11 protein-coding genes are annotated in these 13,569 nt (G+C 47.5%); 7 read left to right on the top strand and 4 right to left on the bottom strand.

Annotated elements, in window-relative coordinates; genetic code table 11:
* From Q5L94_RS12310 to Q5L94_RS12295, 4 genes are all read right to left on the bottom strand, one after another.
* A partial coding sequence (locus Q5L94_RS12310; RefSeq protein WP_317498684.1) for a cytochrome ubiquinol oxidase subunit I occupies positions 1-1,254 on the bottom strand: 1,254 nt, incomplete at its 3' end.
* 76 nt (positions 1,255-1,330) lie between these two features.
* Positions 1,331-2,689 carry a cytochrome c oxidase accessory protein CcoG gene (gene ccoG / locus Q5L94_RS12305; protein WP_317498683.1) on the bottom strand — a complete coding sequence of 453 codons (1,359 nt, stop codon included), beginning with the start codon at positions 2,687-2,689 and terminating at the stop codon, positions 1,331-1,333.
* 87 nt (positions 2,690-2,776) lie between these two features.
* Positions 2,777-4,198 carry a PLP-dependent aminotransferase family protein gene (locus Q5L94_RS12300; protein ID WP_317498682.1) on the bottom strand — a complete coding sequence of 474 codons (1,422 nt, stop codon included), beginning with the start codon at positions 4,196-4,198 and terminating at the stop codon, positions 2,777-2,779.
* Positions 4,199-4,372: 174 nt separating this feature from the next.
* Complete coding sequence (locus tag Q5L94_RS12295; protein ID WP_317498681.1) at positions 4,373-5,392, bottom strand: NAD(P)-dependent alcohol dehydrogenase; 1,020 nt, start codon at positions 5,390-5,392, stop codon at positions 4,373-4,375.
* A 221-nt stretch (positions 5,393-5,613) separates the two neighbouring features.
* Between Q5L94_RS12295 and Q5L94_RS12290 the strand changes: the two genes are divergently transcribed.
* The 7 genes from Q5L94_RS12290 (at position 5,614) to Q5L94_RS12260 (ending at position 13,562) form a co-directional block, all read left to right on the top strand.
* Positions 5,614-7,602 (top strand): oleate hydratase, encoded by a 1,989-nt coding sequence (locus Q5L94_RS12290; protein ID WP_317498680.1) that lies wholly within the window; start codon positions 5,614-5,616, stop codon positions 7,600-7,602.
* 48 nt (positions 7,603-7,650) lie between these two features.
* Positions 7,651-8,268 carry a TetR/AcrR family transcriptional regulator gene (locus Q5L94_RS12285; protein ID WP_317498679.1) on the top strand — a complete coding sequence of 206 codons (618 nt, stop codon included), beginning with the start codon at positions 7,651-7,653 and terminating at the stop codon, positions 8,266-8,268.
* A gap of 71 nt (positions 8,269-8,339) precedes the next feature.
* Complete coding sequence (locus tag Q5L94_RS12280; protein WP_317498678.1) at positions 8,340-9,455, top strand: ABC transporter permease; 1,116 nt, start codon at positions 8,340-8,342, stop codon at positions 9,453-9,455.
* A complete protein-coding gene (locus Q5L94_RS12275; protein ID WP_317498677.1) occupies positions 9,452-10,237 on the top strand; it encodes an ABC transporter ATP-binding protein in 786 nt (261 codons plus the stop codon). The genes Q5L94_RS12280 and Q5L94_RS12275 overlap by 4 nt, the downstream gene beginning before the upstream one ends.
* Positions 10,227-11,165 (top strand): MlaD family protein, encoded by a 939-nt coding sequence (locus Q5L94_RS12270; RefSeq protein WP_317498676.1) that lies wholly within the window; start codon positions 10,227-10,229, stop codon positions 11,163-11,165. Before Q5L94_RS12275 ends, Q5L94_RS12270 begins: the two co-directional genes overlap by 11 nt.
* Positions 11,162-11,779 (top strand): ABC-type transport auxiliary lipoprotein family protein, encoded by a 618-nt coding sequence (locus Q5L94_RS12265; RefSeq protein WP_317498675.1) that lies wholly within the window; start codon positions 11,162-11,164, stop codon positions 11,777-11,779. Before Q5L94_RS12270 ends, Q5L94_RS12265 begins: the two co-directional genes overlap by 4 nt.
* Positions 11,780-11,969: 190 nt before the next feature.
* Positions 11,970-13,562, top strand: a complete 1,593-nt coding sequence (locus Q5L94_RS12260) for an alkaline phosphatase (protein ID WP_317498674.1) — start codon at positions 11,970-11,972, stop codon at positions 13,560-13,562.
* Positions 13,563-13,569: the final 7 nt, after the last annotated feature.

Here is a 13,569-nt window from a genome sequence, read left to right as displayed (position 1 = left end):
GTACACCACAATAAAGGCTATCAGGCTGCCCGCCACACCGGCTTTATCAATGGGCGATGCCGCATCGGCGGTGCGCAGCAGGCCATAGACCACCCAGGGCTGACGCCCCACTTCGGTGACTATCCAGCCGGCAATAACGGCCACAAAACCCATGGGTCCCATAAAAAAACTGAAGCGTAGCAAGATTTTATTGTCGTACAGTTTGCCGCGCAGGCGCTGGAAGCCCGACCAGAGTCCGGCAAGCACCATCAGCAATCCGATACCGACCATTATCCGGAAAGCCCAGAATACGGTCGCCACCGGCGGCCAGTCTTCCCGCGGGAACTGGTCAAGACCGGTCACTTCTGCGTCTATGTCGTGCTTAAGAATGATGCTGGCAAGCCCGGGAACTTTCAGAGCGTAGTCCACTTCCGCAGTTTCCTGATTCGGCATCCCGAATAAATACAGCGGTGCCCGGGCTTCGGTATGGAAGTGCCCTTCCATTGCCGCGACTTTCGCCGGTTGATGCTCCTGCGTATTCAGTCCGTGGAAGTCTCCGACAAGAACCTGAAGCGGAGCCACAATGAGTGCCATCCACATGGCCATGGAGAACATTTTACGGGCTGCGGCGTTGGTTTTGTCTTTCAGCAAATGCCAGGCACCCACCGCACCGACCACAAAGGCCACGGTTAAATAAGCTGCCAGCAGCATGTGCGCCAGCCGATAAGGAAAGGACGGGTTAAACACCACTTCAAACCAGTCGGTAACCACGAACTGCCCCACGTCATTCATGGCGTAACCTGCGGGCGTCTGCATCCAGCTGTTTACCGATAAAATCCAGAAGGCTGAAATAGCCGTGCCCACCGCCACCATCAGGGTGGCAAAGAAGTGCAGCTTCTCGCCGACCTTATTCATGCCAAACAGCATGACGCCAAGGAAGCCGGCTTCAAGAAAGAACGCCGTCAGTACTTCGTAACCCATTAGCGGGCCGATAACCGGACCGGCTTTATCGGAAAATACCGACCAGTTGGTGCCGAACTGGTAGCTCATAACGATACCGGAGACCACACCCATACCAAAGGCTACAGCGAAGATCTTCACCCAGTAACGGAACAATTGCTGGTACACCGGGTTACGGGTTTTTAAGTACAACCCCTCCAAAACCGCCAGGTAACTGGCAACCCCGATGGTAAAAGCAGGAAAAATAATGTGAAACGCGATGGTGAACGCGAACTGAAAGCGCGCTAAAAACAGTGCATCAAAGTATTCGAACATAGCGACCTCTCTTAACTACTGCTTGTTCTAACTTTCTGTCTTTAAAGACAAAAATAAGAGGCAGATCTCATAATTATTAACCTGAATAAAACATGGTTTCGTGAACAACGGTTTCTTCAGACTCCCGAGACTCAATGACGAAATCAAAATGTGAGATTGTGGCCTCAGGCTCTTCTTCCGTCGTTAATGTCAGTACAACACTTCGCTTCTCTCCAGGACCTATAGCAAAAGGTCCGGTATCTGAAAGTTGAGCGCCTTCCAGCCCGGAAGCCGTCACATCGAAGTTTTTTACGTAACTGGATTTATTCAGCAAGGTGACGGTGTAAGCGTTTTCAACCAAGCCCTGGTTATTAATTCGATACAAAGCCTGACGGTCTCTTATCACGCCTACTTCAAAACTCTGCCATGTCAGCATCCAGACGATGATCCCGGTAATGATGAGTGCAGACACCACGCCGTATAACCATTGACCGCCGCCATTGCGTGCAGACTCTTTCTCACTACGAAAGCCAATGAGTTCCCTTTCATAGCCAAAGTTATCCATCACTTTATTGCAGGCATCCACACACAAACCGCAGTTAATGCACTCATATTGCAAGCCGTTGCGAATATCGATACCTGCCGGGCAAACTTGCACGCAGAGTTTACAATCGACGCAATCACCCAGCTCCGAAGGAGCACTGCCTCTTTTCCTCGGCCCTCTGTCTTCACCACGGGTAGCGTCGTAAGTCACGAGTTTGGTACCAGAATCAAACATTGCAGATTGAAAACGGGCGTAGGGGCACATGTGCTGACACATTTTTTCACGCAACCAACCCGCATTGCCGTATGTGCAGGCAGCCAGAACAAGAACCCAGCCGTAAATAAGACCAGAACTTGAAAGAGTAAAAAAGCCAGAATAAAGTTCTTTTACGGGAGTAAAGTAGGACATAAAAGTTAACGCCGTCAGCAAAGCAACGGCCGCCCAGATTAAATGCTTAACCCCTTTTTTAGCGATTTTCTCAACGCTCAGAGACGCTTTATCTAACGCTTTACTCTGGTTCGCAGTTCCTTCAATACGCCGTTCAATCCAGTTAAACATTAGCATCCAGACTGTCTGCGGACAGGTAAAGCCGCACCACACCCGGCCATAACGAACCGTCACAAAAAACAAAGCGAAGGCAGCAAGGATAAATATCAGGCTAAATATGATGAGGTCTTGCGGAAACAACTTAATGGAGAAAAACCTGAGAGTCTGCTGTGCTACGTCGAACAAAATGGCCTGTTGTCCATTGTATTGAATAAATGGAATGGCAATGAAAAGAAGCATTAGGAAAACGTTCAGGTAACGGCGGTTTCGCTGATATTTACCGGTTTCCTCTTTTATATAAATTTTCCCATCTGGCACGCCAGTCTGGAAAATGACATCCTTTTTTGAAATTTGTTTGACACTCACCGTAATTACTCCGCAATGAACAACACAGAGGAATTCTAATTACTGGAGTTTTCGGGGGTAGATACAGAAAAGAGTTAAAAAGCTAGATCAGTCAGCAGAACGGCGAGCAATGTGCTCCCTCAGGTGCTGACAAAGCTGTTGCAACAGCTGTTTGTTGGCGTCGGTTAGCTCAAACGAAGCATTCACCCGCAAGCAATGATTAAACTCATCCTGCAACGCGAACAGTTTGCCCGGAGCCAGCGTAATATTTTTATCCAGAGCTTCGCGGTACAACAACGTGGTATCGACGCTGGCGTCAAACTCCAACCACAAAAAATAACCGCCACTATGGTTATAGATTTTGGCAATGTCGCTTAGCTGTTGCTGCAAAAACTCGTGCATTTTACGTTTTCGGGAAGCCAGCGTTTTGCGTAATTCTTTAAGGTGCCTCTCGTAGTTTTTTGTCGACAGATATTCCACTAAGGATAACTGAATAGGCGCACTGGTCGCTAAGGTGCTCATTAGTTGACGTTTTTGTACTTCCAGTGCGCGGTTACCGGCTGCCACCCAGCCAATACGAAACCCGGCTACAAGCGATTTAGAAAATGACGAACACAGCATGACGTTATTGCTGTTATCAAATTGTTTTACTGCCAGCGGTGCCGTGTCTCCCTCATACAACTCGCTGTACACATCGTCCTCAATTAACACGACGTTGTACTTTTCCAGCAGTTGCGCCACCTGCTGCTTCTTTTCATTGCTAAGCGAATAGCCAATCGGATTCTGAAAATTCGACATTAACCAGCAGGCTTTAACATTATAGCTCTGAAACGCCCGCTCCAGAGATGACATATCGAGCCCATGTTCAGGATCAACCGCCACAGAAATAGCTTTAAGACCAAGCCGCTCTAAGGTCTGCATCGCACCATAAAAGGCCGGAGCTTCAATCACCACCCAGTCGCCGGGTTCAGTAGCGGCCTGAAGACTCAAACTCAGCGCCTCCAGTGCCCCTGCGGTTATTACAATTTCATCGGGCGAAATATTCATACCCCGCGCCGCGTAACGCTTAGCAATTAGATGCCGCAGCTCTTCATTACCGGGTGGCAGGTTATCCAGCGCAGTCATTAAAGACGACTGTTTTGCTGCTGACGCAACCGCTTTATTCAGTTGATAGCGCGGAGACAAGGAAGGATCAGGATACGCAAAACCTAAACTCAACGTATGAACGTTACGAGATGCCTGCAGCACTTCAAATACAAAGTCGTTCACACTAACCGCTTCAGTTGGCTGAATAGAATGTGACTGATTTTGAGGGGATTTTACCGAGGCAGAAACGCTGTAGCCTGAGCGCTCCCGAGCCGCCAGAATGCCCTGAGACTCGAGCATTTGATAAGCATGCAAAACCGTCATCAGACTATAACCGGACTGCTCCGCCTGTCTCCTTAAAGAAGGCAGTTTTTCACCGGGCAACCATATGCCTTGCTCAATTTGAAGCCTTAACTGATTTGCCAGTAGCTCATACTTTTTCATGAAAATACTCTGATGAACCGAACGAGCTAAATAATAACAGATTATTGTTTTAACTGTTATAGAAAACCCGTTACGGAAAAATCAAAGCAGAAAGAGTCATGCATTTTTTGCTTTAGAACGTCTCGGGCTTTCTATCAGAGACTGTTGGGTGAATATTGAACACCCAAGAATGATTTAAAACTCTATGCAAATTTTACCGAAGTGCTTGCCGGACTCTTCATAACGGAACGCATCCGCTAATTCTTCCAGAGCAAAGGTTTTATCAATTACCGGCTTCACACCGTTAGCTTCTAAAGCACGCACAAAGTCTTTCTGATTGTCGCAGCTGCCAACAATTAACCCCTGTAGTCGTGCCTGCTTAGCCATTAGTTTTGCGGTTGGAACCTCACCTTCACTTCCGGTTAGCACACCAATTAACGCAATATGCCCCGCTATCGCGACCGCATTAATAGACTGTGGCAAGGTGCCCGGGCCACCCACTTCAATCACATGGTCTACGCCACGGCCGCCAGTTAATTTACCAACCGTTTTGCCCCATTCAGGGTCTTCCTTGTAGTTAATCAGATGATCCGCTCCAAGCTCTTTATACTGTTGGAGTTTGTCGTTAGAAGAGGATGTGGCAAATACCGTCGCCCCCAGGCTTTTCGCTAACTGGCAGGCAAATACTGATACGCCACCACTGCCGAGCACGAGCACCGTATTGCCCGGTTTAATGCCACCGTCCACGACCAGAGCGCGCCAGGCTGTTAAACCTGCAGTCGTCAGCGTTGCCGATTCAGTATGGCTGTAGTTTTTAGGTTGATGAGTAAAGAACTGAGCAGGACGCACCACAACTTCGCGAGCGTAACCATCAATACCATCGCCCGGCGTGTTGTGGAAGTCGCCCACTGGTGCCGGCCCACTTTGCCAGTAAGGGAAAAAGGTAGAAACAACGTTGTCCCCTACCGCGAATTCTTCCACGCCTTCGCCAACGGCTTCAACAACACCGGCGCCATCAGACATTGGAATGCGTCCGTCTTCCGTTGGGATAAAACCAGACGCTACGCCGTAATCATGGAAGTTAAGAGAGCTGGCCTTAACCTTTACGCGAATTTCTCCCGGACCAGGCTGGCCGGGGTCTTCCATTTCGGTTACCTGGATATTATCCAGCCCAAACGGCTTTTTGAGTCGTAGCGCTTTCATCTTCTTAGTCATGTTGCTAGTTCTTTTAACTAGAGTGTGTGTTCAATTGTAGTTCTTATGAGGGGGATCGGATCAAATACACTGAACTTGCACAATATTGATCTACGACAAGCCAATCTTAAATATCAGTCGAAACTCAGATATCAATTGATATCTAAAAATCATAAGCTACTCTTAAATTCAAGGTGTTTAGACATTCAGTCTAAAATCTTTACAAAAGAAGGATATAGCTCATGGCAAACTCAAATATTCCAGGCTTCGATATCAGAAAAACTGCGCCCGAAGGATTCGAGCACGAACCCGACGCAACTTCCGGCTACTGGCATCATCAACCACAAAATACGTTACCACCGCATGATTTCATCGGCCCCTATGCAAGACATCGCCCCCTGCCTACTCCGGGCGTGGAAAAACGAAAAGCCTTTATCGTCGGTGGTGGTATTGGTGGTCTGGCCGCTGCTTTTTACTTAATCCGCGATGCCCATATGCCGCCAGAAAACATCACTATTCTGGAAGAAATGGCGGTCGAAGGTGGCTCCATGGACGGTTCTGGTAACCCGGAAGACGGGTATATCGTTCGTGGCGGCCGTGAAATGAACTGGAACTACGACACTCTGTGGGATATGTTTCAGGACGTACCCGCGGTTGAATTGCCTGAAGGATATTCAGTCCTCGATGAATACCGAATGGTTAACGACAACGACCCAAATTACTCGAAAGCCCGGTTAATGCGCAATTGCGGAGAGATCATGGATTTCACCGACTTTGGTCTCTCGAAATCCGAACAACGGGAAATGATACGACTGCTCCTTAAACGCAAAGAAGAGCTCGATGATATCACCATTGAGGAATACTTCAGCACAGGCTTTCTTGAAAGCAATTTTTGGTCGCTTTTCCGCAGTATGTTTGCCTTTAAAAACTGTCATAGTTTATTAGAGACTAAACTCTACATGCATCGTTTCCTCGATTCCATTGACGGGTTTGGTGACATGTCGGTTCTTGTCTTCCCGAAATACAACCAGTTCGATACTTTCATTAAGCCGTTAGCTAATATGCTACGCGATAAAGGCGTAAAATTTCAGCTGGATACCCGCGTGTATGACCTGGATATGACAGAATCTAACGGCCAGAAAACGGTTACGGGTATACGTTGTGTCGTAGCTGATGAAGAGCAACGCATTGACGTGGCAGATGGCGACCTGGTTTTTGCACTCACCGGGTCAATGACAGAAAACACCGCCTATGGTGACATGAATACTGTACCTGATTTGAAAGTAGACCGTCATGATCCAGGCGAGAACAGCGGTTGGAGTCTCTGGAAAAATCTTGCCGAAAAAGCCCCCGTATTTGGTAAACCAGAGAAATTTTACGGTGACGTTGATCAATCAATGTGGGAGTCCGCAACGCTAACCTGTAAATCCTCTCCTCTGGTGGATAAATTGACAGAGCTTTCGGTCAATGATCCTTACTCAGGCCGAACAGTGACAGGTGGGATCATCACCTTTACCGACTCTAATTGGTTCTTGAGCGTAACCATCAACCGTCAGCCACACTTCCCGGACCAACCTGAAGATACATTAGTGGTTTGGGTTTATGGCCTGCTGATGGACAAGGACGGAAATTTGGTCAAAAAACCGATGCCGCAATGCACAGGTAAAGAAATTCTCGCGGAACTCTGTCACCATCTCGGCATAGAAGACGAACTGGAAGCAGTTGCGGCCAGAACAAAAGTCCGCACCGCCCTCATGCCCTATATCACCTCTCAATTTATGAAACGTGCAGCAGGAGACCGACCTCAGCCAGTGCCTGAAGGATGCACCAACCTGGGACTAGTCGGGCAGTTCGTTGAGACCAGAAACGACATTATTTTTACTATGGAAACCTCCGTTCGTACTGCACGGATTGGAGTGTATAAGCTGCTCAACATTCCTAAGCAAGTACCGGACATTAGCCCAACACAATACGACATCCGAAACATGATTAAAGGGGCAAGGGCTTTGAATAGTGGTCATCCCTTTATGGGTGAACGTCTGTTACACTGGCTATTGGATAAAACTTATTTTGCTCATATCCTGCCTCCTTTACCAGATTCTGAAAGCTCTAAACACGAGATGCTGGCACAGGAAGTTGGAGATCTTTTGAGTAAAGGAAGCGAGGCTGTCAAAGGAATTGGATCTTGGATTACAAAGGTTCGTGACAGTTTCTCAAGCAAGCACAAGTAAACCGAGCCATAGCGGTGCGTCTTCGACGCACCGCCTGAGGATTTAAAAATGACACACACAGCCCGAAGGCTGACTCGGCGCGAACAACAAGAGCAAACTCGTTTTCGCTTAATTGACGCCGCAAATCAGATGTTCGCAGAAGGAGGAGTGGTCTCGGCATCGCTGCGAAACCTCTGTGCACGTGCGGGATTTTCTCAGGGAGCGTTTTACTCGAACTTTACGAGCAAAGACGAACTCTTACTTGCCGTTATCGAAAGCCATATTCAACAGGAAGTTTCCCTCATGCAAGAACTCGTATCTAAACCAGATAGCGAGGATATCGATGAGACATTAGATTGGCTAGCGTGTCGTTTATCAGAGTTAGCACTTGATCCGAGCTGGTCGCTTCTCTCCGTTGAGTTACAACTCCACTCTCGACGCGACCCGAATTTCGCTGCACGTAGTGAAAAAGTTAAAATGGCGAGTTTAAAACAATTCACTACCCTACTGGAGAATCTGATTAATCGCCACAACTTAGTTGCAGCTATTCCCACTTTTGATTTAGCCAGAGGGCTTTACGCGCTTTGGTCCGGGTTAGCATTACAAGGATCGGTTAAAGACGCCTTACCCCGAGATCAGGTGTTTCTCTCTTTTTTACGTAACATGATCGTTACACCGAGTACGTAAAACGGTTTACAATATTAAAATGCGCCTGAGTTAGCTCAGCTTAATTTTAATACAAAGGTTGAACGTTAAGCATGCAGGAAAACGGCTATATTCATTTTAACAAGGCTGAAGGTTGCGGTTATTTAACCCTAGGGGGAGACTGGACAGTTGCCCATTACATTGACCTAAAAAAACAGCTGGCTAACCTGGGGGACGTACCGAAATCAGTAACTTGCAATGTTGATTCGATGAAAAAACTCGATACTGCAGGTGTACAGTTATTGTATCGCGCCTTAGGTGAACACAAGTTACGCCAATTGCCCTTAACTGAGCAACAAAACAATCTTATTGATACAGTCATTAATGCCTGCAGTAATCAGGAGCCGCCGTTGCCGGCCAAAAGTAACGGCTTTGTCCAAATGCTCGAACGGATAGGCATGTTCAGCTCAAATCTCTATCGCAACCAGCGCGACTTACTCGGATTTATGGGTGCCACCCTGCAAAGTGCGGCTCAAGTGATGGGTCGTCCGTCACGTTGGCGAGTAACAGCTTTTGTGGCCCAGCTAGAAGAAACTGGCTTAAACGCTTTGCCGATTGTAGCGCTGTTGACCTTTTTGGTCGGTGCGGTAGTTGCTTTTTTAGGTGCAACCGTACTCAGCGACTTCGGCGCCAGTATATATACCATCAACCTGGTTGGTTTTTCCTTTTTGCGCGAATTTGCTGTATTGCTTGCCGCAATTATGCTTGCCGGGAGAACAGCCAGTGCTTTTACCGCTCAGCTTGGTTCAATGAAATCTAACGAGGAAATTGATGCCCTTCGCGCACAAGGCCTGAATCCGCTTGAAATTCTCGTGTTACCGCGAGTGCTTGCTATGCTTGTCAGTTTGCCGGCTTTGACCCTTGTTGCAATGGCGTCGGGTATTGGCGGAGGGATGGTCATTTCCGCTCTGACATTGGATATTTCACCAGCGCTTTTCCTCCATATATTTGAACGCGATACCGGAATAAATCACTTCTGGGTAGGAATGATAAAAGCCCCGGTGTTTGCCTTTGTGATTGCGATTATTGGCTGTAACGAAGGCTTTAAAGTCAGTGGCAGCGCTCAGTCAGTTGGGGAGCACACCACGTCGAGTGTAGTGCAGTCAATCTTTATGGTAATTTTGCTCGACGCTCTGTTTGCGCTTTTCTTTATGGAGATTAACTGGTGAGTGACATAGCTATAGCCGTGCGCAACCTGCGTAATCAGTTTGGCCAACATGTGGTACACGAGGGGCTTGATCTCGATGTCTATCGTGGCGAGGTGCTGACCGTGGTCGGCGGCTCTGGCTCGGGAAAATCAGTATTAATGCGCAGCATTTTGGGGCTAACCCAACCGGCTGCAGGCAGCATTGAAATTAATGGCAAGGATGTATTGAAGCTCTCCACTGCCGAGCGTCAACGGGTCGATAGAAATACAGGCGTGCTTTTCCAAAAAGGTGCACTCTTCTCGTCACTAAATGTACGTGAAAATATCGCACTGCCCTTGCGTGAACACTTAGGAATGAACGCCAATGACGCCGGTGATATCGCCTCTTTAAAACTTGCATTGGTAGGACTGGATGCGCAAACAGCGGAAACCATGCCGCAATCTTTATCCGGTGGTATGATAAAGCGAGTTGCTTTAGCCCGCGCACTTGCCCTGGACCCGGACATTTTATTTTTAGACGAACCTACAGCTGGGCTTGACCCTATTGGAGCCGGTGAATTTGATTCGCTGTTAAAGACCCTGCAACAAGCGCTTGGGTTGACTGTATTTTTAGTCACTCACGATTTGGACAGTATTTATCAAGTTAGTGATCGGGTGGCGGTATTATCACAGAAAAAAGTACTGGTAGTGGATACCCTCGATAGGGTCGCCGCTCATCAGGATAGTTGGGTACAAGCTTACTTTCATGGTCCGCGAGGTAGAGCTGTGAGTAATCAACAAACGAGGCCAGAACATGGAAACTAAAGCACATCATGTGTTAATCGGCAGCTTTGTGCTGATTATAAGCGCGGCTTTTATCAGTGTTGTCCTATGGCTGGGGAAAACCAGTATCGATAGTGATTATGCCTACTATAAAGTTATTTTTAACGACGAAGTTAGCGGTTTGAATCCCGGTAGTGCGGTGGAATACAGCGGTATTAAAGTCGGCGACGTGGTTAATTTGCGCTTGGATCCTAACGATCCAAGAGTGGTGCATGTACGCATTCGGGTCAACTCGGATACTCCCATTAAAGATGACACAGGAGCGCGCCTGGGACTAGCCAATATAACCGGTAATGCACTTATTCGCCTATACGGCGGCTCACCAGAGAGCCCTCGGTTAAATGGTACTGAAAGTGATCCCGCGGTAATTGTGGCTGAACGCTCTGCACTTAACCAATTGTTCGCTAACAGCGAAAGCCTGCTCCAAAATGTGAATCTGTTTGTCCAGAACATCAATAGTATGTTCTCTGATGAAAATACTCAGCGCGTAGCAAAAACCTTACGTAATGTAGAGTCACTCACCTCCGCAATGGCCGATCGAGAAGATGATTTACAGGGCATTGCTGAAGGCTTGCACCAGACCATTGATGAGTCGCGCAAGAGCATGGCCGCATTGACACGCTTTGCAGAACAAGGTCAGCAATTGCTTAACAGGCACGGCGACGAAACCTTTATAGAACTGCAGAGTACGCTCCGGGCAATGAAAAAAGGAAGCAAAGATCTGACACGTATCATGAATGAGAATGAGGAGTCGTTAGAAGAAAGTGTTCGTGGATTGAGAGAAGTCGGTCCAGCGGCGCAAGAGCTGCAACGAACCTTACGTGTTATTAAGCGCATTGCGGAGCAACTAGAAGAAGAGCCTGGGTCATTTCTGCTGAGGCGTGGACAAGTCGAGGAGGTTGAGAAATGAAACTGTACCTGAGGCAAATCATGCTAAGCCTGATAATTACCTCATTAGCAGCATGTTCGGTGCTACCCGAAGCCGAGAAAATTCAAATCTATCATTTACCAATTAGCGGTTCTCTAAAAACGATATCAGAACCAAGACTGAACACGACGCTAAGTGTCGCAGAACCAAACACGCTAAGTTCGCTCAATACCTCGCGGATTAGTGAATTCAGTAATGGCCAAATCCAACGATACTACGCCGGAGCTCGCTGGGCCGATCGAGCACCAACCCTGGTACAGCAAAGTATGATGCAAACCCTGCAAAGTACCGACTTGTTTTCGCAAGTAGTAAGTACGGAAATAGACTTGTCTGCTGATTATCTTATTCACAGCAATCTGCGTGCTTTTCAAATAGAAGACTCCGAAGCAGGTGAGAAAGCTCATGTAATCTTGCATGTCAGTCTGATTAGCCAATCTGATCAAGAAGTTTTAGCAAGTGCATTATTAGTAGAGCAAACTTCAGTAACCGGCTCTTCAATGCAAGACGCCACCGCGGCTCTGGGCAAAGCCATGGATAACATAAACACCGCGCTGTCTGAGTGGGTCTATATGTCTCTTAAACCGAAAACGGATTAGGTTCGCGAATTAAAAACTTCGAAAGCATAGCGCCCGTGTGCCTGGCACGCAGGCGCTAACCGAAAGTAGTTTCTCCGCTGTCATAAAAACAGCACCGTGTATTCATATAAAGTATACAAAGCTTTAACACTCTCCCCCTATCTTAATTACGCCGAATTGAAGTAACTCTTTTAACGATTGGGGAACCTAAATGAATACACGATGGAAAGCAGTTTCTGCGGCTATTGCCGTCAGTCTTTCAATGACGGCGGTAGCGCAACAAATTCAAGTCATACCTAACTATCAGAAAGACAATGCCTGGTATACTGAAGCACAAACCCGCCTGTCTGAAAAAGAAGTAACTAATAACCAGTTTAAAGCCAAAAACGTTATTGTATTTGTCGGTGACGGCATGGGCATTTCTACGCTGACGTCAGCCCGCATACTAAAAGGTCAACTTAACGGACAGCCAGGTGAAGAAGAATTTTTGGCATTTGAACGTTTTCCTAGAACAGCGCTAGTCAAAACTTATAACGTCGACGCTCAAACTCCTGACTCTGCCGGCACTATGACGGCTATGATGTCAGGCTTAAAAACGGACGTCGGCGTTATTGGCGTCAATGAGCAAGTCCAACGCGGTGAATGCTCCACCTCTAAAGGTAATGAAGTAGCAACAGCACTAGAGCTTGCAGAAATTAAAGGGTTATCGACCGGCATTGTCTCTACGGCCCGAATTACACACGCAACACCTGCCGCAACTTATGCGAAATCTGCAGATCGTAACTGGGAAGATATATCTGACATGCCTGAGTCAGCTATTAATCAGGGGTGTAAAGATATTGCCGATCAGCTTGTCAATTTCGAAACTTACCTCGAACAACGTTACACCGGAATAGATGTTGATGGTATTGAAGTTGTCTTAGGTGGCGGCAGACGTCACTTTCTCCCAAAAGATGAGTCGTTTAACAGCCCTGACGCAGGCAGCGCAGTTGAGGGTGATCGGACCGATAGCAGGGACTTAACCTCTGAATGGCAAGAACGATACGCAGATGGCGTCTACGTTTATGATCAAGCAGGCTTTGACAGCCTCGACACTGCTAGTACAAACAAGTTATTCGGGCTTTTCAACGAATCTCATATGCAATACGAGGCAGATCGCGATAACGACATAGCAGGCGAACCGTCAATTGAGCAAATGACCGAGACCGCACTCAATATACTGAAAAAAAATAATAAAGGCTTCTTTTTGATGGTGGAGTCAGGCCGTATTGACCACGCCCATCACGCAGGGAATGCTGCAGGGGCTCTAACCGATACTCTGGCGTTTGAAGCAGCAATCAAGTCAGCCTATGAAAATACTGATCCCGAGGAGACACTGATACTGGTAACGGCTGACCACGGACACGTATTTACAATAGCTGGCTACCCTAAACGTGGTAATCCCATTTTAGGTAAAGTTGTTAACGTTGGGTCTGAAGAGCCAGCCGAAGCAGCTGACGGCATGCCATATACCACTTTAGGTTACACCAACGGTCGAGGCTTTATGAATTTAGCAACAGAAACCAATTCCGATGTTGCTTACACAATGGATATTGATACCGGTCGCAAAGACTTAACGGGTATTGATACCACCTCTGCCGGCTATCATCAGGAAGCGTTGATACCGCTTAGTTCAGAGACCCACTCGGGCGAGGATATAACACTGCACGCGACAGGACCAGGAAGCCAACTGGTACAGGGCGTAGTGGAACAAAGCGTTGTTTTTCATATCATTAACCAAGCACTCGGACTTCTCGACGAGTAATCTGAAG

This window comes from Idiomarina sp. Sol25, from assembly GCF_033052775.1.
Taxonomy (GTDB): Bacteria; Pseudomonadota; Gammaproteobacteria; order Enterobacterales; family Alteromonadaceae; genus Idiomarina.
This window is presented reverse-complemented; position numbering and strand designations above follow the sequence as displayed.